The following is a 22,670-nucleotide window of genomic DNA, read 5'->3' as shown; positions in this document are numbered from 1 at the left end:
GTGCGCGACCTGCGGTGTTCGCGCCGCGACCCAGAGCCACGGGACGGGCGGGTGCGGTGAGCCGCCGCACGGGGGGCATGCGGCGCTCACCCCCACGTCGTACGACGTTCACACGGGGCCTCGATCCTCCACACGCGGCGTGGTCACGCCGCGGAAGACAGCCGCCCCCACCGGTGGCATCCAGGAGGCACTCTTATGGGACACGGGCACACGCACGGCCACGGTCACGGGCCGCACCATCACCACCACGAGGCGACGGCGCCGCTGCCCGCCGCCTTCGACACCTCCGTGCCCGACGAGGCCCTCTCCCCGGAGCAGAAGTCGCGCCGTACCCTCCTGCGCCGGGCCGGGCTGCTCGGTGCCGGGCTCGCGGCCGGCAGCGTGCTGTCCACGGGCACCGCGGCCGCCGCCCCCGCCCAGTCCGGTGGAAGCAGCCGCGGCAGCGGGCGGGGCAAGGGCAAGGGGTTCCTGTGGCTGGCCGGTGACCACCACATCCACACCCAGTACAGCAGCGACGGCAAGTACCGCGTCGTCGACCAGGTCCGCCAGGGCGCCAAGCACGGCATGGACTGGCTGGTCATCACCGACCACGGCAACACCACGCACGCCAAGATCGGCGTCGAGAAGGTCAACCCCGACATCAAGGAGGCCCGCGCCACCCACAAGGACACGCTGGTCTTCCAGGGCCTGGAATGGAACATCCCGGCCGCCGAGCACGGCACCGTCTTCGTCCACCCGGGCCGCAACGAGGTCGCCGTCCTCAAGCAGTTCGAGAACGACTACGACGGCAGCGTCAACGGCACGTCCAGCTCCACCCCCGCCAACGAGGCCCTTGCCATCGCGGGCCTGGAGTTCCTCGCCGACCAGGTGAAGCGGCGCAAGGTCCAGGACGCCCTGATGCTCGCCAACCACCCGGCGCGCAAGGGCATCGACTCCCCGCACGAGATCCGTGCCTGGCGCGACGCCACGTCGGCGGAGCACCGGATCGCCGTCGGCTTCGAAGGCGCTCCCGGCCACCAGGCGGCCGGTCTGCCCAAGCCCCTCGGCATGGGCCGCGCCCGCGGCATCTACGACGGCAGCCCCGGCGCCAACTCCTTCGCCGGCTACCCGCTGGAGAGCTACCGCACCTGGGGCGGCTTCGACTGGATGACCGCCACCGTCGGCGGCCTGTGGGACAGCCTCCTCGCCGAGGGCCGCCCCTGGTGGATCACCGCCAACTCCGACTCCCACCAGGTCTACGCCGACACCGGCGCCCGCGGCACGGGCGGCGACTTCCACACCGACGGCCGCTACCCGGACCCCGTCTACGGCGGGCAGATCGACGTCACCCAGGGCGACTACTGGCCCGGCCAGTACAGCCGCACCCACGTCGGCGCCGACGGCTTCACCTACGCCGCCGTCATGGACGGCATCCGCGCCGGCCGCATCTGGGTCGACCACGGCCAGCTCGTCAGCGGCCTCGACGTCCGGGTCTCCGGCGGGAGCCGCTGGGCCACCCTCGGCGGCGCGCTGCACGTGCGCAAGGGCACCAGGGTCACCCTGACGGCCGACATCGCACTCGCCGGCGGCACCAACTGGGCGGGCTTCATACCGAAGCTGGCCCGCGTGGACGTCATCCAGGGCGACGTCACCGGACCCGTCGCCGACAAGGACACCTTCACCGCGCCCACCGCGAAGGTCACCCGCTCGTACGACATCGGCAAGACGGCCGGCACGGTCCGGGTCACGTACGACCTCGGCCGCGTGGACCGTCCGCTGTACGTCCGGCTGCGCGGCTCCGACGGCAACCGCACCGCCGTCGGAGCGATGGGCGCCGCGGTCGACCCGGCCGGTCCCGCCATCGACGTCGTCGGTGACGCCGACCCGTGGCGCGACCTGTGGTTCTACACCAACCCCGTGTGGGTCCTGCCCTCGTGACGCCGTACACCGTCACCGTCGACGCGGGCACCGGGGACCTGCGCGGCGCCGACCACCTGCTCCAGCGGCTGGCAGCCGAACTGGACCTGCCGGAGGGCACGTTCGGGTGTACGCACCTGGTGCGCGACGACCGCCCGCGGGTCGTCGTCTCCCTGACCCTGCCGTCGGAACCGCACCTGCGCGCCACGTGGGCGCGGCTCACCGAGGCCGGACACGGCGACCTGTCGGCGGGTCCGCCCGACGGAGTCGGCCGTGCCGTCCTCTACCCGGGGGCCTCGGCGCTCACCGGCACGATGACGGTCGCCGAACTGCTCGCGGGCTCCGCCATCGACCGCGTGACGGTCCTCGGGGCACCGGGTGAACCCGACCCCGGGACACGGATGGTGACGCGGGACCACGTCCGGCCGCAGTGGCAGGGAGGCGCACTCGTCCTCGCCGCCGTGCCCGCCGCCGGCGGCACCCTCGTCCCCTTCGAGTACCCGGACCCCACGCCCTGCTGCGCGGACCACTGACCGGTCCGCCCCGGTCCGCCTGCCCCGGCCCGCACGCCCACGCCCCCGTGGCGGTCCCGCACCGCCGGGCCGCCACGGGGGCGTGCGGGCCGGTACCCGGGCAGGAGGGACGCCCGAGCGCCGGCCGTACCCGTCGGCGTCCACTGCTTCGGGCACCCGGCGGCCCCGGACGGCGTGCACCACGACACCCCCGCCCCGCGCTCCCGGTCGTGGACGGTCCCACCGGCGGGCCCCGTCCCGCCTTCCCGGCCGGCTGCCCGCCGGACGCAGGCGTTCCCGCGCCCGGCGGGAGGCGGTCCGCCCGGCTCAGCCGGAACCCGGCCGCGCGGAGAAGACGAACGAGAACTCCGCGGGCTCGGCCCTCAGCACGTACCGCGGGAGCGGGCCCGGACCACAGGACTGCGAGCCGATGCCGTGCTGGGCGTGGTCGAGGTTCACCCACACCGTGCCACCGGGGACGAGGTCGGTGAGATGCCGGGCCGCGTCCAGCTGTTCGGTGGTCCAGGGCCTGGCCGTGAACCAGAACCCGGGCTCGCCCTCGATCCGCAGGCCGCCCAGCTCCACCCAGCGCACGTCGGCCCGCGCGCCGTTCTCCTGCGGGCGGACGTAGGGCGTCTGCAGGTCCTCGACGCTCGCGTCCCACCGCAGGTCCCTGGACGCGGCCCTGGTGTCCGGATACGCCTCGCCCCCGCCGCCGAACCAGGAGACGGCGTCCTCCGGTGAGCCCTCCAGCCCGAAGCGGATGCCGAGCCTGGGCAGCGGCACCCGCCAGTCGCCCTCCGGCACGACCGAGACGGCCAGCCGCACGTGCCTGCCGTCGGACGTCCAGCGGTACGCCGCCCGCAGACCCGTCTCCCGTCCGGCCGGCGCCACCCGGGTTCGTACGACCAGGGCGTCGCCGTCCGTCCCGACGGCGACCGTCCGGTGCCGCATGCGGTGCAGGCCCAGCTCACGCCAGAGCGGGCCGTACCGGGTGTCCGGCTGCCAGGGCGCGCCGTCGTCGTTGTCGGTCGTCGCCCGCCACACGTCCAGGCGCAGACCGCTCACCGGGACACCGGCGATCGTGCGCACCGCACCGGTACGGGCGTCGAAGGACGCCGGGCCCAGCGTGATCCCGGCCTCCCCGACGGCGGGCCGCGCACCGGTCGCGGCGGCCGCGGGGGCGCGTGGGGCCACCGTCCGCTGTCCCCACGCCACCTCGTGGCCCCGGTCCGCCCAGGCGGTGTCGTCGGCGAGCAGCGCGCGTACCGTCCACTGGACCTCCTCGCCCTTTCCGTCCGGCGCCCCGGGCAGCTCGACCTCCGCCGACCGGCCGGGGGCCAGCGCGGGCACGGTGAGGCGGCACGCCCCGGCCGGCCGGCCGTCGATCAGGTAGGAGCTCTCGAACTCCAGATGGGACAGGCCGGCGAAGTCGTACCGGTTGGTCACCCGCACGGTGCCGTCCGCCTCACCTGCCTCGATGCGGACGGGCTCGATCACCTTCTTGTACTCGATCAGCCCCGGCGAGGGCGTACGGTCCGGGAACAGCAGCCCGTCGCACACGAAGTTGCCGTCGTGCAGCTCCTCGCCGAAGTCGCCGCCGTACGCGTAACCGAGCCCGGGGTGCCGGACGCCGTGGTCGATCCACTCCCAGACGAAGCCGCCCTGGAGCCGGTCGTACCGCTCGAACAGGGACTGGTAGTCGGCGAGTCCGCCGGGACCGTTGCCCATGGCGTGCGCGTACTCGCAGAGGATCAGCGGGAGTTGGCGGCGCCGGCGGGATCCGCCGTCGAGCCCGCGGGCGATCCGCTCGACCTCGGCGTGCGGCGGGTACATCCGTGAGTAGACGTCCGTGTCACGGCAGTCGATGTCGCCCTCGTAGTGCACCGGACGGGCGGGGTCCCGGGAGCGGATCCAGTCGGCCATCGCGGTCAGACCGCGGCCGGTGCCCGCCTCGTTGCCGAGCGACCACATCACGACCGACGGGTGGTTCTTGTCCCGCTCGACCATGCGGGCGGCGCGGTCGAGCAGGGCGGGGGTCCAGCGTTCGTCGTCGGTGGGGTTGTCGCGCCAGCCCTGCTCGACGAAGCCGTGGGTCTCCAGGTCGCACTCGTCGACGACCCACAGGCCGTACTCGTCGCACAGGTCGAGGAAGGCGGGGTGCGGCGGGTAGTGGGAGGTGCGGACGGCGTTGATGTTGTGCCGCTTCATCAGCAGCACGTCCTCGCGCATGGTGTCCACGTCGAGGGCGCGGCCCCGCTCGGGATGCCACTCGTGCCGGTTGACGCCCTTGAAGAGGACGGCCCTGCCGTTGACCTTGAGCAGGCCGTCCTCCAGGGCGACGGTGCGGAACCCCACGCGCAGCGGGACGCGTTCACCGGACGTGGCGAGCACCCCCTCGTAGAGCCGGGGGATCTCCGCCGACCAGGGATCCACCGGAAGCGTCACACTCTCCCCGGTCGCGATGTCGACGCCCAGCTCCGGCACGGTCACCCGCCCGCCGGCACCGGAGTCGGTGTCGACGTCGACGCGCAGGGTGCCCTCGCCGGTGACGTGGTCGTAGGAGGCGTGCACGAAGAAGTCGCCGACGCAGCCCGCCGGCCGGTGCAGCAGCGTCACGTCACGGAAGATGCCGGGCAGCCACCACTGGTCCTGGTCCTCCAGATACGAACCGGCCGACCACTGGTGGACGCGGACCGCGAGCACGTTCCCGGCGGGCTTCAGCAACGCCCCGACCGCGAACTCGTGCGGCAGCCGCGAGCCCTTGAACTCCCCGATGTCCGTACCGTTCAGCCACACCCGGGCACAGGACTCGACCCCGTCGAAGCGCAGCACGGCCTCGTCCCCCTCGGCCCGGGCGGGCCAGCCCTTCGGCAGGTCGAAGACGCGCAGATGGTCGCCGGTCGGGTTCTCCGTGGGGACGTACGGCGGATCGACGGGGAACGGGTAGAGGTGGTTCGTGTAGGCGGGGGCCCCGAAGGCGCCGTCGCCCTGGAGGACCCAGTGGCCGGGGACGGTCACCTCCGCCCAGTCGCCGGCGTCGTAGCCGGGCGCGCCGAACGCGTCGTCCTCGGCGTCGGCGATCGCCGACAGGCGCAGCCGCCACCTGCCGTTCAGGGAAAGGGACGCCGCGTCCGAGGACGCGTACCGGGCACGCGGGGGAAGGGTCCCGCGGCCGGGGGAGACGTCCTCCACGTAGTCGGTCGCCGTGGTGCGCGTGTGCAAAGACATGGGTCTCCTGGGTCAGCCCTTGATGCCGGTCTGCGCGATGCCCTGGACGAGCCAGCGCTGGAGGAACAGGAAGACGCAGACCAGGGGCAGGATGGAAATGGCCGTGGCCATGAAGATCAGATGGAAGTTGACGGTCTGGTTGGTCATGTAGGAGGAGAGGGCGACCTGGACGGTCCAGGCGCTCGGGTCCTGGCCGATGACGAGCGGCCACAGGAAGGAGTTCCAGCCGCTGATGAAGGTGATCGTCGCGAGGGCGGCGAAGAAGTTCAGCGAGTTCGGGACGACGACACGCCAGTACGCGCCCCAGTGGCCGAGTCCGTCCACCCGCGCCGCCTCCTCCAGCTCTCTCGGGAACCCCAGGAAGTACTGCCGGAAGAGGAAGCACGTGAAACCGCTGAAGAGGCCCGGAATGATCAGACCCCGGTAGCTGTCCACCCAGCCGAGGGACGACACGAGCACGAAGCTGGGCACGAAGGTGACCGCCGTCGGCACCATCAGGGTCCCCAGGACGGCGTAGAAGACCTTGGTGGCGTGCCGGTACGGGATGCGGGCCAGCCCGTACCCGGCGAGCGAACAGAACAGCAGGGTGCCGACCGTGTGCAGTGTTCCGACGACCGCCGAGTTCCACAGCGACCGGGCGAAGTCGACCGTCGGGTCCTCGAACGGTTCGGTGATGTTGCCCCACTGGATGTCCGACGGGAAGAACGCCCACTCCTCGCCGGTGATCTCGGGATCGGTGGACAGGGCGCCTCGGACGATCAGGTAGAAGGGGACCAGGAAGAGGAGCGCGGCGAGGCCGGTCGCGGCGTACAGGCCCGCGGACCCGAGCACCCCGGCGCGCGGGCCGCCCCGGCGCGGCCGCTTCGGCGCGGGGCCCGCCGTCTTCGGCGTACCGGAGGTCATCTGGCGTCCTCTCCCCGGCCGAAGCCCATGAACCGGCCCTGCAACAGCGTCACCAGGCAGATCAGCAGCGTGAGGATCAGCGCGCCCGCGCTGCCCGCACCGTAGTCCTGGTTGTCGCCCAGGGCCTTGTAGTACAGCTCGACCAGCGGCGGGCGCCCCCACGTGGTCTTGTTCAGCAGGTTGAAGAACTCGTCGAAGGCCTGGTAGGCGGCCACGAGCAGCAGGAGGACCACGGCCGTCGAGGTCGCGCGCAACTGCGGCAGCGTGATGTACCGGAACGTCTGCCAGCCGGGCCCGGCGCCGTCGATGGCGGCCGCCTCGTACAGCTCGCGCGGGATGTTCTGCAGCGCGGCCAGGAACAGGATCATGTAGAAGCCCGCCTGGAGCCACAGCCGCACGGTCACGATGACCAGCCAGTACCAGGGCGGGTTCGGGTCCGCCAGCCACGCGGTGTCGTCCACCCCGAACACGCCGAGCACGGTGTTCGCCAGGCCGAAGCGGACCCCGTTGAAGAGGGACATCTTCCAGACGAGCGAGGCGGCGACGTAACTCACCGCCGTCGGCAGGAAGAAGACCGAGCGGAAGAAGGCCCGCATGAACCGCAGCCGGTTCACCGCGAGCGCGAGCGCCAGCGACAGCGCCCAGGTGGTCGGGACGATGAGCGCCGCGAACACGGTGAAGGTGACGAGGGAACCCGTGAACCGGTCGTCCGTGAGCATGACCCGGTAGTTGTCGAAGCCGGTGAACTCGCTGGGCGTGACGGTGAACCGGGCCTCGAAGAAGGACAGCCACGCGCTCCACAGGATCGGCACGTAGACGAAGATCAGCAGGCCGGTCAGGAAGGGCCCGGTGAACAGCCAGAAGTTGAAGGTGCTGCTGGTCCGCAGCGGCCGCCGCGGCCGGGGGGAGCCCTTGGCCGGGGCGGGGCGGGCGGCACCGCGCGCGGTGGTGGTCGGCATCTCGTCGCTGCCCGTCCGCCGGTCTATCCGAACAGCTTCTGCAGCTCGCGGTCGACCGCCCGGTCGGCCTTGTCGAGCGAACTCTCCGGGTCACCGCCCTTGCGGACGCAGTCGGCGAGGACGTCCTCCAGAGCGGTGATCATGGCCTGGGTCCAGCCGATGTTGTCGAAGTGCCCGAACTCGTTGAACAGCCTGACGCCCTCGGCCGGCAGGCCGGTCTTGAGCTTGTCGGCGGACCGGGCGATCGAGGTGCGCGGCGGGATGTGGAAGCCGTAGGAGAGCGCCCAGTCCTCCTGGTACTCCTCCTGGTCGATCCACAGCCACTTCACGTACTCCTTGGCCGCCTCGACGTTCTTTCCCTTCGCGTTGACGAACATCGACCAACCGCCGTTGGTGACCGCCGGTTCGCCCGCGTCGGTGACCTTCGGGAAGGGGAAGATCCCGAGATCGTCGCCGAGTGCCTCCTGCATCTGCGGCATCGCCCACATGCCGCACCACTGGATGGCGGTGAGCCCCTGGTTGAGCGCGGAGGGGTCCCAGAAGTCGGTCGGCGCGTCGAGCAGCAGATCGCCGCTGGTGAAGAGCTTGCGCAGGGTGCGGAAGCCTCCGACCACCGCGTCCGTGTGGTAGGCGATCTCGTTCCTCTCGTCGAGGGTGTCGGCGCCGGCCGCCCAGATCATCGGGTTGACGATCGGGTGCAGGGTGTTGCCCAGATAGATGCCCTTGACCTTGTCCGTGGTCAACTCGGCCGCTGTCGCCAGGAGATCGTCGAGTGTGGTGGGGACGGCGACGCCCGCCTTCTCGAACATCGACTTGCGGTAGAAGAAGAACTGCGGGTCGTCGATCATCCGGACCCCGTAGATCCTCCCGTCGACGGTGTGCGACTGGATGTCGGCCGGGTTGAAGTCGTCCTTCACCGGCTCGACCAGGTCGGTCAGGTCCGCCACCTGGCCGCTCCTGACGAGCTGGATCTGCGGATGGAACTCGAAGACGTCCGGAGCCCTGTCGGTGAGCAGGGAGGCGAACAGCTTGCTCTCGAAGTTGGAGCCCGTGATCCACTGCGTGGTCACGTCGGCCTCCCCGTAGGCCTTGGCGTAGCGCCTGATGGCCTGTTCGGTGCCGGCCTCGCCGTAGGCGTGGAAGTACTGGACCAGGCGCTTGCCCGACCCCGGCCCGCCGTCCCGGCCGGTGTTGCCCCCGCACGCGGCGAGCCCGCCGACGGCGGCCAGCCCCATGGCCGCCCGCAGTACGGAACGGCGGTCCCAGTGGTGAGTACTCAATGCCGACATGTCGACGTCCTTGTCTCGAGTACGGCTCGAAGGGCAGGTGGGTGGAGCAGGCGCCCCGGGCGGGTGCGCGGAAGTACGGGCGGTGCCGGCGGTACGGGGCGGTGCACGCGGAGCAGGGGGAGCTGCGGTGAACGGCGAACGGCGGACGGCTTCCGGCGGTGGTGCGGCGGACGGCGCGGAAAGGCCTTGCGGTGCCGGACGCTAACCTTCGGCCAAGGCTTCGGCAAGGGGTTGGACAAAGTCCGTACGAAGCATTGTGCGCCGTTCGGGATGACGGACGGGCCGGTGAACGGACCGACGGAGCCGGGGGCTTGGGACCCGGGACGCGGGCGGTGCGGGGGACGTCACGGCGTGCCGGCACGGGAGCCGCGGGCTCGCGTGGGCGTGCCGGCACGTGTGCCGGTTCCCCTCCGCGCCGCCTGCAACGCGCCCTCCAGCGCGAACGTCGCCGCGCCCAGGCAGACCGGATCGGTGGGAATCGGGGAGAGCACGATGCGGGTGGCGGCCAGCGGGCGGCGCAGCGCGTGGCGGGTGACGGCCTCGCGCACCGCGTCGAGCAGCGGCTCACCGAACGCGGCCGCGACCCAGCTGCTGAGCACGACCACCTCCGGGTTGAACAGGTTGATCAGGTCGGCGATCCCGGCACCGAGGTAACGGGCGGTGTCCTCGAGGACCTCGACCGCCACCGGGTCGCCCGAGGCCACCCCCCGTGCCAGGGCGTCGACGGTGGCCGTCTGGTCGTCGGGGCGCAGCAGCGGACTGCGCGGGCTCACCTCCCGCAGGTTCAGCATGATCCCCGGCGCCCCGGTGTACGTCTCGACGCAGCCGTGATTGCCGCAGTGGCAGGGGCGCCCGCCCAGGACGAGCGTGGTGTGCCCCCACTCACCGGCACTGTTGCTGACCCCGCGGTGCACTCCGCCGCCCAGCACGAGCCCGGCGCCCACCCCGGTCCCGAGGTTGACCACCACCGCGTCACCGCGCCCGCGCGCCGCCCCGAACCACAGCTCGGCCACCGCGCAGGCACGCAACGGGTTGTCCAGGTACAGCGGGTGGGGGATCCGCTCGGCGAGCAGGTCGAGCAGCGGCACGTCGTGCCAGTCCCAGTTCGGCGCGTACTCGGAGACACCCGTGGCGCGGTCCACCTGGCCCGGCACACTCACCCCGGCCCCCAGCACCCGCGCGGCATCGACCCCGGCCCCTTCCACCACCGAGCCGACCGCCGACGCCACACGGCCCACGACCCGCTCGGGCAGGTTCTCACCGGGGCTCATCTCCTCGCCGGCACGGGCCAGCACGTTCAGCGCGAGGTCGAACAGCTCGACCCGGACGTACGTCTCGGCGAGGTCGACCCCGATCAGGACGCCGCCCGCCGCGTCGACGGCCACCAGACCGCGCGGACGTCCGCCGGCCGAGTCCTCGAAACCGACCTCGACGATCATGCCGAGGTCGAGCAGCTCGCCGACGAGGGTGGCGACCGTGGCGAGACTGAGCCCGGTGGCGGCCGCCAGCTCCTGCCGCGAGGTGGGGGACTCGGCGATGATCTGACGCAGCACCTCGTACCGGTTGGCGGTACGGATGTCCCGCGAGGTGCGCTTCACCAAGGGTGCCCCCATCCCTGCCGTGCCCTCCCTGCCGGCCGGGCGGCGCCGCCACCGGCGCGCGGCAAGGCTATGGCCGGTGCCGGCGTTCGACAAGGGGTTCGGAAAGGGGCTGTACGAAGTCGGGCGAGGCGAGGCGAGGCGGGGGCGGGGCGGGGCCGGGGCACGGTCAGCCGCCCAGGACGTCCCGCACGAACGCGTTGCTGAACTTGCCCGCCGGGTCCAGTGACCTGGCCAGGGTCCGGAAGTCGCCGAGCCGCGGATAGAGGGCGGGCAGCTCCGACGCCGGGGTGGTGAACACCTTCCCCCAGTGCGGCCGCGCCTCGAAGGGGGCCAGTGCCTCCTCCAGCCGCCGGACCACGGGCAGCACCGCGGGCGTGTCCGCGACCCAGGTGAAGTGGGCGGCCACGGTGTCCCGGCCGTAGGAAGGGCTGAGCCACTGGCCGTCGGCGGCCACGGTCCGCACTTCGCAGGTCTGCAGCACGGGGGAGACCGTCTCCCGGATGCCGTCGATCGCATGCAGCATGTCGACGGCGAACCGGCGCGGCAGCAGATACTCCGACTGCAGCTCCTCGCCGCTGCTCGGGGTGAACTCCGCGCGGAAGTGGGGCAGCCGCTCGTGCCAGGGCCCCGGCACGCCGAACTGGTCCGTGCAGTTGACCGCCGGCATGCCCGGCACGGGGTGCAGCTTCTTGGTCGCGGGCGGCGCCCAGGGGAAGTCCGGCAGCGGTTGGTCCGTACGCCGCTTCACCCACACCTGCCGGAACCCCGGCGCCCTCCAGTCGGTGAACAGGCTCACGCTGTACGCGGCCGACATCACCGTCTCGAAGAGGTGGGAATCCAGCCCGGTCATCGGCAGCCCGGTGAACAGGTGCTGCTCGACGTCGAACGCCGGCTCCAGGTCCAGGGTGAGCGCCGTGACGACACCCAGCGCCCCGAGCGAGGTGACCGCACCGCCGAACCGGGCCTCGTCCCCGCGGCCGATCCGTACCGTCGAACCGTCCGCCGTGACCAGCTCCACCTCGCGCACCACCGAGGAGAGCGGACCGTTGCCGACCCCGGAACCGTGTGTGCCGGTGGCGACCGAACCGGCCACCGAGATGTGCGGGAGCGACGCCATGTTCGGCAGCGCGAGCCCTCGCTCGTGCACGCGGCGGGCCAGCTCCGAGTACCGCACGCCGCCCCCCACCCGTACCGTCCGGGCCGCCGTGTCCACCTCGACCTGCGCGGGCAGGCCCTCGAGCGAGAGCAGGACGCCGGCCCCGCCCGGCTCGGCGATCCCGTTGAAGGAGTGGCCGCTGCCCAGCGCCCGCACCCGGCTGCTCCCGGCGACCAGCGCGCGCAGCGCGTCCAGGGTGTGCGGGCGGTGCAGCTCCTTGGCGGCGTAGGTGATGTTGCCCGCCCAGTTGGTCACGGTCCCGGTCATCGGTCGTCCTTCCCCGAGGTGCGGGACCGAAAAGGTCCCCGCCGGAATTTATCGCGAGCCCCGGGGCATGCGCCGCCCGGCCCGCTCCACCGCCTCCCGCGGGGGGCGCGCACGGGGCGCCGCACGGCACCGAAGCCCGCCGGGCGCCCCGGAGGACGCACTGTCCTCGCAGGTCCCGGGGAGTGCCCCGCGTCACGTCGGGGGCCCCGGCACCACGGACCGAGGGGCAGGGGCATACCGTGAGGAGTCGTACGTCCGAGCCGGGAGTCGTACGTCCGCATCGGAAGGAGACACGGGATGGGCAGCGGCAGCCGTACCGCGCTGGTCGAGGATCTGATGGAGCGGTTCCCGCACGTGCCGCGCGAGGCCGTCTTCAAGGAGGACCTGCTCCGGGGCGGGGTCGCCTTCGACCCGTCCGCCCTCAGCGACAACGAGGGCGGGGAGGTCAAACCGAAGTCGTACTTCATCTTCTCCTTCGACCACGGCACGCTGCCCGAGCTGGGCGAGGCCGCGCTCCGGCGCCCGCCCGAGGAGATCATCCTCACCGGCGGCCCCTACGACCTGCGCCGTACCGTCGTCTCCGTGAGGGTGAACCCGGCCTCCCCCTACCGGGTCGCCGCGGACGAGGACGGGGTCCTCGGTCTCTACCTCGACGGCAAGCGCATCTCGGACGTCGGCGTGCCGCCGATGCCCGAGTACTACCGGCACACCCTCTCCAACGGGAAGTCCGTCATGGAGGTCGCCCCCACGATCCAGTGGGGGTACCTGATCTACCTGACCGTCTTCCGGGTCTGCCAGTACTTCGGCGCCAAGGAGGAGTGCCAGTACTGCGACATCAACCACAACTGGCGCCAGCACAAGGCGGCCGGCCGCCCCTACACCGGGGTCAAGGACGTCGAGGAGGTCCTCGAGGCGCTGGAGATCATCGACCGGTACGACACGGCGAAGGCGTCCACCGCCTACACGCTGACCGGCGGCGCGATCACCAGGACGGTCGCCGGCCGTGACGAGGCCGACTTCTACGGCCACTACGCCAAGGCCATCGAGGAGCGCTTCCCCGGCCGCTGGATCGGCAAGGTCGTCGCCCAGGCGCTGCCCAGGGACGACGTGCAGCGCTTCAAGGACTACGGCGTGCAGATCTACCACCCCAACTACGAGGTGTGGGACCGCCGTCTGTTCGAGCTGTACTGCCCCGGCAAGGAGCGCTACGTCGGCCGCGACGAGTGGCACAAGCGCATCCTGGACTCCGCGGACGTCTTCGGCGCGCGCAACGTGATCCCGAACTTCGTGGCAGGCGTGGAGATGGCCGAGCCCTTCGGCTTCACCACGGTCGACGAGGCCATCGCCTCCACCACCGAGGGCCTGCGCTTCTTCATGTCGCACGGCATCACGCCCCGCTTCACCACCTGGTGCCCCGAGCCGACGACCCCGCTCGGCAAGGCCAACCCGCAGGGCGCGCCGCTGGAGTACCACATCCGGCTGCTCGAGGCCTACCGCGCCACGATGGACGACTTCGGCCTGTCCTCGCCCCCCGGCTACGGTGAGCCCGGACCGGGGCGCGCGGTGTTCTCCGTCAGCTCCTTCATGGACAGTCTCCCGGCGCAGGAGCCCGTCGAGGCGTGAGACGTGCGAGGGCCGGGAGCGCCTGAGCAGAAGAACCAAAAGAACGGGACAGCAGGGGAGGCCGGAACGCAGACGTTCCGGCCTCCCCTGCGTATGCTCCGGCGAGAGGCGTGCGCGGGGGGCGCGTACGCCTCTCGCCGTGCCGCCCGAAGCGGAGAGCGAGCTTGTCAGTTGTGTCGAGATCGTGAAAAGCTCGTCCACCTCCCCGAGGGTTCCCCCAACTGCGCTTTCAGAATGCCGAGTTGACCTCGTTCGTGGATGCAGGAGACTCATGCCCGACCTGCCGGCCCCTCAGGACGCCACCGAGGCAGCACTGTTCTCCGAGTGCTGGGACGCGGTGCTCTCGTACGCCGATCTCTGCACGGCCGGTTCCACCGCCGCCGCGCAACTCGCGCGCGAGGCGTTCGCACAAGGCATACGGGCGGTGCGCGAGGCGGAGGCGAGTACGGTGCGCGGCACCGGCCGCCGCTCCTCCAGGCTGCCCCGAATACCCCTGCTGCTGGCCGCCGTCCGCACCACTGCCGCGGACTGGGAGGACGTCGGACAGGGGCACCGGCTCGATCCCGACCTGCGGTTGTGGCTCCACTCGGACAAGGCCGCCCGCTACACCGGCCCGCCGCTGAGCCGCCCGATCGCCCTGCGCGGACTGCGCGATCTGCAGCAGGCCGACGCCGAGCTCCTCTGGCTGGCCGAGGCGGAGTCCCTGCCCCTGCCCCTGGTGGCCCGCCGGCTCGGCCTCGACCCCGCCACCGCCGCGGACGAACTCACCCAGGTCCGCCGCCTGTTCCGGGACCGCTGCCACCGCAACCACCTCGACTCCCCGATGGACGCGGAGTGCCGCAGCTACGCCCGGCTGCTGGACGCCGTCACCCGCTCGCCCGCAGCCGACACCCCCGACGACCTGTCCCGGCACCTCGCCGTCTGCGTGCGGTGCGCCGAGGCCGCGTCCTGCCTGCGACTGCACGGCGGCGGACTGCCCGTCGCGCTCACCGGCGGGGTCATCGGCTGGGGTGGCCTCGCCTACCTGGAACGCCGCCGCCGCGCGGCCGAGGCGCGCCTCGGCCCCGGCCGCCCCGACGGACCCGGCGCGGACGGAGCCCCGGCCGGCGGATCGGACCGGGCGCGCGTCGTCCGCAACCGGCTGATGGTCGCCGCCGTCCTGGTGTCGGGAGTCGCGCTCGCCGTCTCCCTGACGCAGTTCGGCGGCGCGGAGAAAGACAGCGCCGCCCGCACCGACACCGACCGCCGGGCGGTGGCCGACCCGGATCCGTACCCGCCCGCGGGCCCCGGTGCCGCCCCACCCGCCTCGGCCCCCGGCGCCGCGTCCACCGACGCTCACGAACCTTCCGCCGACGGACGGGCCCCGGACCGGCCGGCCACCGACCCCGACACCGGCCCCCGCCCCGACCCCGAACCGCAGGGCAGCACCTCCTCCACGGCCTCCCCGCCCCGGACCACCGAGCCCGCCAAGCCGGCCGTCTGCCACGCCGCGTACGACCTGGGCAACCAGTGGCCCGACGGCTTCCAGGCCACCCTGACCGTCACCACGGCGGAGCCCCTCGAATCCTGGCGCGTCGCCTTCACCTTCCGGGACGGCCAGCGCGTGACCCAGATGTGGGACGCCGAAGCGAGCCAGCAGGGCTCCCGCGTCACCGCCACCTCCGCCGACTACAACAAGAGGGTCCCCGCCGGCGGAGAACTGGCCTTCGGCTTCCTCGCCTCCTGGACCGGCGAGAACTCCCCGCCCACCGACGTCACCCTCAACGGCCTCTCCTGCGCGAGCGGGTGACGGGGCCCGGCGGCGCCCGTACCGGGGGCGGGACGCGGTGGGTGGGGCGGGTGCGGAAAAGGAGTGGCCGTCCGGCTGATCGGCGCCCTACCCTGGGCGTGGAAGTGAGCAGGGCCGTTGGCTGCTGCCGGCGTTGGTACGTGTGGGGAAAGGGAGGTGTGACCGATGGCTGTTTCCGTGAGGGGTGCTGCCCGCATCCGGACGTCCGTTCATCCCACCTCCGTGGCCCTCGGCTGACACCTCTTCCTCTGCCGCGCCTGTGAAGCGCGGTGCCGGGGCCGCCCTTCGAAGGGTTTCCCTTGAACCTCTCCTCTTCTCCGCTGAACCCCTCCTCTTCTCCGTCCGCTTCCCCGCATCCTCTCGCCGCCTTCGGCTGGGACGAGGCCTGGGAGGACGCGTTCTCCCCGTACGGCGCGCAGGGGCTGCTGCCCGGCCGTGTGGTGCGGGTCGACCGCGGGCAGTGCGACGTCGTCACCGGTGACGGGACCGTGCGGGCCGACACCGCGTTCGTCACCCCGCGCGACCCCCTGCGGGTCGTGTGCACCGGGGACTGGGCCGCCGTCGACCCGGACGGGGGCACGCCGAGGTATGTGCGTGCCTGCCTCCCGCGGCGCACCGCCTTCGTGCGGTCCACCTCGTCCAAGCGGTCCGAGGGGCAGGTCCTCGCCGCCAACGTGGACCACGCCGTCATCGCCGTCTCGCTCGCCGTCGAGCTCGACCTGGCCCGGATCGAGCGGTTCCTCGCACTCGCCTGGGAGTCCGGGGCCCGGCCGGTGGTCGTGCTCACCAAGGCCGACCTCGTGCCGGACGCGGTGGCGCTGGCGCACCTGGTCCAGGACGTGGAGACCAGCGCGCCCGGCGTGCCGGTACTCGCCGTCAGCGCGCAGGACGGGGAAGGGCTCGACGTTCTCGCCGCCGTCGCCGCCGGTGGTACCTCCGTCCTGATCGGCCAGTCCGGCGCCGGCAAGTCCACCCTCGCCAACGCCCTCCTCGGCGAGGACGTGATGGACGTACGGGCCGCCCGTGACGTCGACGGCAAGGGCCGGCACACCACCACCACCCGCAACCTGCTCGCCCTGCCCGGCGGGGGCGTCCTCATCGACACCCCGGGCCTGCGGGGCGTCGGCCTCTGGGACGCCGGCAGCGGTGTCGGCCAGGTGTTCTCCGAGATCGAGGAGCTCGCCGAGGACTGCCGCTTCCACGACTGCGCCCACGGGAGCGAGCCGGGCTGCGCCGTGATCGAGGCCGTCGAGACCGGTGCCCTCCCGGAACGCCGCCTCGGGAGCTACCGCAAACTGCTCCGCGAGAACCAGCGCATCGTCGCCAAGACCGACGCACGCCTCCGCGCCGAGATCCGCAAGGACTGGAAGCGGAAGGGGGCGATCGGCAGGGCCGCCCTGGAGGCGAAGAGGGGCGGCGACAGCCGCCGGCGGTAACACCGGTCACGGGTCGCCCGTCCGAACTCCGGCAGCGGCCGTCCGTCGAGTACCGGGCGGCCGCCCACCCTCCCGTCCTTCATGTCCGATTTCCGCCAGCCGGGGACCGCCGGCCGGTGGAGACTGGACGGTGTGACGGACGAGGACAGCAGGTACGAGGCGGTGCGCAGCCGGGACGGACGGTTCGACGGGGCGTTCTTCTTCGCCGTCGCGACCACCGGGATCTACTGCCGTCCCAGCTGCCCCGCGGTCACGCCCAAGCGACGCAACGTGCGGTTCTTCCCGACCGCCGCCGCCGCGCAGGGCGCCGGGTTCCGGGCCTGCCGGCGGTGCCGTCCGGACGCCGTTCCCGGTTCCGCCGAGTGGAACGTACGCGCCGACGTCGTGGGCCGGGCCGTGCGACTGATCGCCGACGGCGTCGTCGACCGTGAAGGCGTCGCCGGACTGGCCGCACGGCTCGGCTACAGCGCCCGCCAGGTGCAGCGCCAGCTCACCGGCGAACTCGGCGCGGGACCCGTCGCACTCGCCCGGGCGCAGCGGGCGCACACCGCGCGCGTGCTCCTCCAGACCACCATGCTCCCGGTCACCGGGATCGCCTTCGCCGCCGGGTTCGCCAGCGTGCGGCAGTTCAACGAGACCGTCCGGGCCGTGTACGCCGCCACTCCCAGTGAACTGCGGGCCGCCGCGCCACGGAGCGGCCGGACCGGCCACCGCACCGCCACTCCCGCCGGCGGTGTCCCCCTGCGCCTCGCCCACCGCGGCCCCTACCAGCCCGGACCCGTCTTCGACCTGCTGGAACGCGAGGCCGTCCCGGGCGTCGAGGACGTCGCCGGCACCCCGGGCACCCGCACCTACCGGCGCACCCTCCGGCTTCCGTACGGCACCGGCACCACCACCGTCGACGAACACCCCGGCGCCGCCCGCACCGGCTCCGGCGCCCGCCCCGGCGGCTGGCTCGACGCCCGCATCCACCTCACCGACCTCCGCGACCTGACCACCGCCGTACAGCGGCTGCGCCGCCTGTTCGACCTGGACGCGGATCCCTACGCCGTCGACGAACGGCTCGGCGCCGACACGCGGCTCGCCCCGCTGGTCGCCGCCCGGCCGGGACTGCGCTCGCCGGGCACCACCGACCCCACCGAACTCGCCGTACGGGCCCTGGTGGGGCGCGGCGAGGCCACACGGCTGGTCCAGCGGTACGGCAAGACGCTCGACGCCCCCTGCGGCACCCTCACGCACCTCTTCCCCGAGCCGTCCGTCCTCGCCGACGCCGAACCCGGGGGCACCCTGGGCGCGCTCACCGCCGCCCTCGCCGACGGCGCCGTACGGCTCGACCCCGGCGCCGACCGGGAGGAGGCCGCGGACGCCCTGACCGGCGTTCCGGGCCTGGACGTCCGTACCATCGCCGAGATCCGCACCCGCGCGCTCGGCGACCCGGACGTGGCCCTGCCCGGCCTCGACCTGCCCGACAGCTGGCGCCCCTGGCGCTCATACGCCCTGAACCACCTGCGCGCGGCAGGGGAGTTGGAGTACTCATGACCACGACCACGACCACGAGTATGAACACGAGCACGAGCACGAGCACGACCGCGGACGGCATGGTCGGCACAGGCACGGACACGTACTGGACCAGTGTCGACAGCCCTCTCGGGAAACTGCTTCTCACCGCCGGCCCGGACGGGGCGCTGACCTCGCTCTCCGTGCCCGGGCAGAAGGGCGGGCGCAGTGTGCGGGAGGCCTGGCGGCAGGACCCGGGCCCGTTCCGGGCGGCCGAGGAGCAGCTCGCCGCGTACTTCGCCGGTGAGCTCGAGGACTTCCGGCTGCCGCTGCACACCGCCGGCACCCCCTTCCGGGAGAAGGTCTGGGCCGCGCTCGGTGACATCCCCTACGGGGCGACCGTGTCGTACGGCGAGATCGCCGCGCGGATCGGCGCCCCCAGGGCCGCCGTACGGGCCGTCGGCGGGGCGATCGGCGCGAACCCGCTGTTGATCGTGCGCCCCTGCCACCGGGTGATCGGCGCCGACGGGAGGCTGACCGGATACGCGGGCGGCCTGGACCGCAAGATCCACCTGCTCACCCACGAGGGAGCACTGCGGCCGTAGCCGCGGACCGGTGGAGCGGCAGGCCGGCCCGCCGGTCATCGCCAGACGACCGTGACGAGCCATGCCGCCGTGATCAGCAGGCAGGTGAACAGTTCGGTCAGCACGCTCCAGCCGCCCGAGCGCATCGCCGTACGCGTCGCCGTCGCCGTCGCCGCTTCGCCGTGGCGGCCCAGGCGGGCCCGCTCGCAGGCGTAGATCCCGGCCACGAAACCCGGGACCGTGCCCAGGACGGGCACCAGGACGAAGCCCAGGAACGCCCCCGTGCCCGCGTAGGCCAGCACCCGCCCGTCGATGCCGCCGGCCCGGAGCCGGCGGGGCGGCAGGGTCCAGCGGGCCACCTGGGACAGGAGCAGGGCGACCGTCGCGCCGACCAGTAGCCACCACGTCACGGGCCGCGGGTCCTTCAGCGTCCACCACAGGATCGCGGCCCACACCAGCCACGACCCCGGCACCCCGGGCAGCAGTACTCCGCACAGGCCGAACAGGATCACCAGTCCGGTCAGCAGGAGATCCCACGCTCCCATCTGTCCAGGGTGCCGGAGGACGGCCGGAGACGCAGACCAGGTGCGGGACTTCCACCGGCCCCTCACATCGAACAAGCGTGCCCCATGTGCCCCATGTTTCCCATGTGCCCCGAGTGGCCGCGGTGCCGTATGCCGTGCGGTGCCGGGAACGGATCTCCCCTGCTCCGTTTTCATCGGGCCCGCGGGGTGGACAATGCAAGGTATGAGCGAGCAGGGGGGCAGGACCACCGGCCACGAGGACGACTGGTGGGGGCAGTTGTACGACGGCGCCACCGCTGACACGGGCTCCGCGCCCGATTCCCCGGACGACCGCTTCGACTCCGCGGCCGGCACGGTGAACGAGGGGGCGGACGGCCCGGTGGGCGAGCCGGCGCACAAAGGGCCCTCCACGGGGAACCCGCCCGGCACACAGCCGTCCGGTGGCCGGACGCCCCACCCGTCGCAAGGGGCGCCGCCGGCCTGGCCCCCACCGGGCCGTACCACTTCGGCGACCGGCTTTCCCGCCCCACCCGATGCCGTCCCCACCTCCACCGGTGCCTCCCCCGGCCCCCGGGCCCCGCGCCTCGTCCCGCCCGTGGAACCGCCGCCCTCGACGCGCGGCCACGTGGGCTCCCGGCCGCCCACCTACGACGCCGAGCCCACCGCGCTGCCCGCCGCCGACCCCCACGCGCTGGACGACCTGGTCCCGGACACCGTGCTCGACGGCGCCCGGTACGGTTCCTGCACCCTGCGGGCCGCCTCCGTACGCGGTGACTCCGCGCGGTACCGGGGCGAACCGCGGCGGGACGCCCTGCTGACCGCCCGGTTCGGCAGCGAGGACCGGGCCCTGGTGCTGGTGGCGGTCGCCACCGGCGTACGGGGCGCCCCCGGAGCGCATCGTGCGGCCGCCGAGGCCTGCCGGTGGATCGGCAAGGCGGTGGGCCTCAGCCACGCCCGCCTGGCCGAGGACATCAGGGCGGGCCGACGCGGTGACCTCAAGTCGGGGCTGCACCGCCTCACCGACCGCACCCTCGGCAGGCTCCGCGCGGGCGCCGCCGAGCAGGGCCTCGAACCCGAGGCGTACGCGGCCACCCTGCGTTGCCTGCTGCTGCCCGCCGACCCCGGCTGCCGGACCCGCGTCTTCTTCGGGGTCGGCGACGGCGGACTGTTCCGGCTGCGGGGCGGGGCGTGGCAGGACATCGAACCGGAGGCCGCCGAGGCCAGGGGCGGGGCCGTGCTCGGCTTCGGCTCGCCGCCCTCCGAGACCCCGGAGGGCGACCGGCTCACCATGGACCTCGGCATACCGACGCCCCCGAGCCCGTACGAGCCCGCCCCCGCCCCCGGCCCTGCGCGCGAGCCCTTCCGTTTCCGTACGTCCGTCGCCCACGAGGGTGACACCCTCCTGCTGTGCAGTCCGGGCCTCGCCGACCCGCTGCGCGGCGAGGAGGAACTCCGCGCCCACCTCGCCGCGCGGTGGTCCCGCCCCGGACCACCGGGCCTCGCCGCGTTCCTCGCCGACACCCAGGTACGGGTCAAGGGATACGCGGACGACCGTACGGCCGCCGCCGTCTGGGAGGCGTGAACCCGCCGGGTGTGACTCCGTGGAACCCGGACGAGGATCCAGGGATTCACGGACACCGAAGGGGCACCTGGGGACCATGGCCAAACAGAACGTCGCGGAACAGTTCGTCGACATCCTGACCCGCGCGGGAGTCAAGCGCCTCTACGGCGTCGTCGGCGACAGCCTCAACCCCGTCGTCGACGCCGTGCGCCGCAACTCCGCCATCGACTGGGTCCACGTCCGGCACGAGGAGACCGCCGCCTTCGCCGCCAGTGCGGAGGCGCAGATCACCGGCAGTCTCGCCGCCTGCGCCGGCTCCTGCGGGCCCGGCAACCTCCACCTCATCAACGGGCTGTACGACGCCCACCGGTCCATGGCCCCGGTCCTCGCCCTCGCCTCGCACATCCCCTCCAGCGAGATCGGCCTCGGCTACTTCCAGGAGACCCATCCCGACCAGTTGTTCCGCGAGTGCAGCCACTACAGCGAGATGATCTCCAACCCCCAGCAGATGCCCCGGCTGCTCCAGACCGCGATCCAGAACGCGGTCGGCCGCTCCGGCGTCAGCGTCGTCACCCTCCCCGGTGACATCGCCGACCGGCCGGCTCCCGACCAGGCCCCCGAGACCGCCCTGGTCACCTCCCGCCCCTCGGTCCGTCCCGGCGACGCCGAGATCGACCGCCTGATCGACATGATCGACTCCGCCGGAAAGGTCACCCTCTTCTGCGGCAGCGGCACCCAGGGCGCGCACGCCGAGGTCATGGAACTCGCCCAGAAGATCAAGTCCCCGGTCGGGCACGCCCTGCGCGGCAAGGAATGGATCCAGTACGACAACCCGTACGACGTCGGCATGAGCGGGCTGCTCGGATACGGCGCCGCCTACGAGGCCACCCACGAGTGCGACCTGCTGATCCTGCTCGGCACCGACTTCCCGTACAACGCCTTCCTCCCCGACGACGTGAAGATCGTCCAGGTCGACGTGCGGCCCGAGCACCTCGGCCGGCGCTCGAAGCTGGACCTCGCGGTGTGGGGCGACGTGCGGGAGACGCTGCGCTGTCTGACCCCGAGGATCAAGGCCAAGGACGACCGCAGGTTCCTCGACCGGATGCTGAGGAAGCACGCGGACGCGCTGGAGGGGGTGGTGAAGGCGTACACGCGCAAGGTGGAGAAGCACGTGCCGATCCACCCCGAGTACGCGGCCTCCCTCCTGGACGAAATCGCCGACGACGACGCGGTGTTCACCGTGGACACCGGGATGTGCAACGTCTGGGCGGCCCGCTACCTCTCGCCCAACGGCCGCCGCCGGGTCATCGGTTCGTTCTCGCACGGTTCGATGGCGAACGCGCTGCCGATGGCGATCGGGGCGCAGTTCGTGGACCAGGGCCGGCAGGTCGTGTCGATGTCCGGCGACGGCGGATTCACCATGCTCATGGGGGACTTCCTCACCCTCGTCCAGTACGACCTGCCGGTGAAGGTCGTCGTCTTCAACAACTCCTCCCTGAGCATGGTCGAGTTGGAGATGCTGGTCGCCGGGCTGCCCTCGCACGGCACCACCACAAAGAACCCGGACTTCGCCGCCGTCGCCCGCGCGTGCGGCGCGTACGGGGTGCGGGTGGAGAAGCCGAAGGACCTCGCCGGGGCACTCAGGTCCGCGTTCGAGCACGAGGGCCCGGCCCTCGTCGACGTCGTCACCGACCCCAACGCGCTGTCCATCCCGCCGAAGATCAAGGCCGAGATGGTGACCGGCTTCGCGCTGTCCGCGTCGAAGACCGTGCTGGACGGCGGGGTCGGCCGGATGCTCCAGATGGCGCGCTCCAACCTGCGCAACGTGCCGCGCCCGTAAGG

The 22,670-nt window shown here is 72.8% G+C and carries 16 protein-coding genes; 9 read left to right on the top strand and 7 right to left on the bottom strand.

Features of this window, described 5'->3' with window-relative positions; all coding sequences use genetic code 11:
- The first annotated feature begins 195 nt into the window (after positions 1-195).
- A complete protein-coding gene (locus ORI94_RS13390; RefSeq protein ID WP_266074825.1) occupies positions 196-1,917 on the top strand; it encodes a PHP domain-containing protein in 1,722 nt (573 codons plus the stop codon).
- Positions 1,899-2,429, top strand: a complete 531-nt coding sequence (locus ORI94_RS13385; protein ID WP_266074823.1) for a hypothetical protein — start codon at positions 1,899-1,901, stop codon at positions 2,427-2,429. Before ORI94_RS13390 ends, ORI94_RS13385 begins: the two co-directional genes overlap by 19 nt.
- Positions 2,430-2,735: 306 nt before the next feature.
- On the opposite strand, the gene ORI94_RS13380 is transcribed toward ORI94_RS13385, so the two are convergent.
- The 6 genes from ORI94_RS13380 to ORI94_RS13355 all read right to left on the bottom strand — a co-directional run bounded on the left by ORI94_RS13380 (position 2,736) and on the right by ORI94_RS13355 (position 11,814).
- Entirely contained in the window at positions 2,736-5,639 is a 2,904-nt protein-coding gene (locus ORI94_RS13380; protein ID WP_266074821.1) for a glycoside hydrolase family 2 TIM barrel-domain containing protein, read from the bottom strand.
- A 12-nt stretch (positions 5,640-5,651) separates the two neighbouring features.
- Positions 5,652-6,542 carry a carbohydrate ABC transporter permease gene (locus tag ORI94_RS13375; RefSeq protein WP_266074819.1) on the bottom strand — a complete coding sequence of 297 codons (891 nt, stop codon included), beginning with the start codon at positions 6,540-6,542 and terminating at the stop codon, positions 5,652-5,654.
- Positions 6,539-7,501: a carbohydrate ABC transporter permease gene (locus ORI94_RS13370; protein WP_266074818.1), complete on the bottom strand. Its 963-nt coding sequence runs from the start codon at positions 7,499-7,501 to the stop codon at positions 6,539-6,541. Before ORI94_RS13370 ends, ORI94_RS13375 begins: the two co-directional genes overlap by 4 nt.
- A gap of 23 nt (positions 7,502-7,524) precedes the next feature.
- The gene (locus ORI94_RS13365; protein WP_266074816.1) at positions 7,525-8,790 is read right to left on the bottom strand and encodes an ABC transporter substrate-binding protein; all 1,266 of its coding nucleotides are present in this window, start codon (positions 8,788-8,790) and stop codon (positions 7,525-7,527) included.
- Between the two features lie 344 nt (positions 8,791-9,134).
- Positions 9,135-10,403, bottom strand: coding sequence for an ROK family transcriptional regulator (locus ORI94_RS13360; protein WP_266074814.1), 1,269 nt, complete (start codon positions 10,401-10,403; stop codon positions 9,135-9,137).
- A gap of 154 nt (positions 10,404-10,557) precedes the next feature.
- The gene (locus ORI94_RS13355) at positions 10,558-11,814 is read right to left on the bottom strand and encodes an FAD-binding protein (RefSeq protein ID WP_266074812.1); all 1,257 of its coding nucleotides are present in this window, start codon (positions 11,812-11,814) and stop codon (positions 10,558-10,560) included.
- A 297-nt stretch (positions 11,815-12,111) separates the two neighbouring features.
- Here ORI94_RS13355 and ORI94_RS13350 point away from each other — a divergent pair, with 297 nt between their 5' ends.
- The 5 genes from ORI94_RS13350 to ORI94_RS13330 all read left to right on the top strand — a co-directional run bounded on the left by ORI94_RS13350 (position 12,112) and on the right by ORI94_RS13330 (position 18,764).
- Positions 12,112-13,437: a radical SAM protein gene (locus ORI94_RS13350; RefSeq protein WP_266074809.1), complete on the top strand. Its 1,326-nt coding sequence runs from the start codon at positions 12,112-12,114 to the stop codon at positions 13,435-13,437.
- Between the two features lie 271 nt (positions 13,438-13,708).
- Positions 13,709-15,226, top strand: a complete 1,518-nt coding sequence (locus ORI94_RS13345) for a cellulose-binding domain-containing protein (RefSeq protein ID WP_266074807.1) — start codon at positions 13,709-13,711, stop codon at positions 15,224-15,226.
- 320 nt (positions 15,227-15,546) lie between these two features.
- Complete coding sequence (gene rsgA, locus ORI94_RS13340) at positions 15,547-16,662, top strand: ribosome small subunit-dependent GTPase A (RefSeq protein ID WP_416237820.1); 1,116 nt, start codon at positions 15,547-15,549, stop codon at positions 16,660-16,662.
- 81 nt (positions 16,663-16,743) lie between these two features.
- On the top strand, positions 16,744-18,201 hold the full coding sequence (locus ORI94_RS13335) for a bifunctional transcriptional activator/DNA repair enzyme AdaA (protein ID WP_266074803.1): 1,458 nt from the start codon (positions 16,744-16,746) through the stop codon (positions 18,199-18,201).
- Between the two features lie 20 nt (positions 18,202-18,221).
- Entirely contained in the window at positions 18,222-18,764 is a 543-nt protein-coding gene (locus tag ORI94_RS13330) for a methylated-DNA--[protein]-cysteine S-methyltransferase (RefSeq protein ID WP_416237819.1), read from the top strand.
- A gap of 35 nt (positions 18,765-18,799) precedes the next feature.
- Here the strand turns inward: ORI94_RS13330 and ORI94_RS13325 are convergent, their stop codons facing one another.
- Positions 18,800-19,288, bottom strand: coding sequence for a DUF456 domain-containing protein (locus ORI94_RS13325; RefSeq protein ID WP_266074801.1), 489 nt, complete (start codon positions 19,286-19,288; stop codon positions 18,800-18,802).
- A 202-nt stretch (positions 19,289-19,490) separates the two neighbouring features.
- On the opposite strand from ORI94_RS13325, the gene ORI94_RS13320 reads away from it, so the two are divergent.
- Positions 19,491-20,849: a protein phosphatase 2C domain-containing protein gene (locus ORI94_RS13320; RefSeq protein ID WP_266074799.1), complete on the top strand. Its 1,359-nt coding sequence runs from the start codon at positions 19,491-19,493 to the stop codon at positions 20,847-20,849.
- A 76-nt stretch (positions 20,850-20,925) separates the two neighbouring features.
- Entirely contained in the window at positions 20,926-22,668 is a 1,743-nt protein-coding gene (locus ORI94_RS13315; protein ID WP_266074797.1) for a pyruvate dehydrogenase, read from the top strand.
- The last annotated feature ends 2 nt before the right edge of the window (positions 22,669-22,670 follow it).

This window comes from Streptomyces sp. NEAU-W12 (assembly GCF_026242095.1).
Taxonomy (GTDB): Bacteria; Actinomycetota; Actinomycetes; order Streptomycetales; family Streptomycetaceae; genus Streptomyces.
Note: the sequence above shows the minus strand (reverse complement) of the source record. Positions and strands in the feature narration are given on the sequence as shown.

Excerpts from the sequence above, each read along its gene's own strand:
- ORI94_RS13360 (WP_266074814.1), bottom strand. The coding sequence starts at position 10,403 with ATGGGGGCACCCTTGGTGAAGCGCACCTCGCGGGACATCCGTACCGCC.
- ORI94_RS13355 (WP_266074812.1), bottom strand. The coding sequence starts at position 11,814 with ATGACCGGGACCGTGACCAACTGGGCGGGCAACATCACCTACGCCGCC.
- ORI94_RS13350 (WP_266074809.1), top strand. The coding sequence starts at position 12,112 with ATGGGCAGCGGCAGCCGTACCGCGCTGGTCGAGGATCTGATGGAGCGG.
- ORI94_RS13345 (WP_266074807.1), top strand. The coding sequence starts at position 13,709 with ATGCCCGACCTGCCGGCCCCTCAGGACGCCACCGAGGCAGCACTGTTC.
- ORI94_RS13370 (WP_266074818.1), bottom strand. The coding sequence starts at position 7,501 with ATGCCGACCACCACCGCGCGCGGTGCCGCCCGCCCCGCCCCGGCCAAG.
- ORI94_RS13390 (WP_266074825.1), top strand. The coding sequence starts at position 196 with ATGGGACACGGGCACACGCACGGCCACGGTCACGGGCCGCACCATCAC.
- ORI94_RS13375 (WP_266074819.1), bottom strand. The coding sequence starts at position 6,542 with ATGACCTCCGGTACGCCGAAGACGGCGGGCCCCGCGCCGAAGCGGCCG.
- ORI94_RS13380 (WP_266074821.1), bottom strand. The coding sequence starts at position 5,639 with ATGTCTTTGCACACGCGCACCACGGCGACCGACTACGTGGAGGACGTC.
- ORI94_RS13365 (WP_266074816.1), bottom strand. The coding sequence starts at position 8,790 with ATGTCGGCATTGAGTACTCACCACTGGGACCGCCGTTCCGTACTGCGG.
- ORI94_RS13335 (WP_266074803.1), top strand. The coding sequence starts at position 16,744 with ATGTCCGATTTCCGCCAGCCGGGGACCGCCGGCCGGTGGAGACTGGAC.
- ORI94_RS13330 (WP_416237819.1), top strand. The coding sequence starts at position 18,222 with ATGAACACGAGCACGAGCACGAGCACGACCGCGGACGGCATGGTCGGC.
- ORI94_RS13320 (WP_266074799.1), top strand. The coding sequence starts at position 19,491 with ATGAGCGAGCAGGGGGGCAGGACCACCGGCCACGAGGACGACTGGTGG.
- ORI94_RS13325 (WP_266074801.1), bottom strand. The coding sequence starts at position 19,288 with ATGGGAGCGTGGGATCTCCTGCTGACCGGACTGGTGATCCTGTTCGGC.
- ORI94_RS13315 (WP_266074797.1), top strand. The coding sequence starts at position 20,926 with ATGGCCAAACAGAACGTCGCGGAACAGTTCGTCGACATCCTGACCCGC.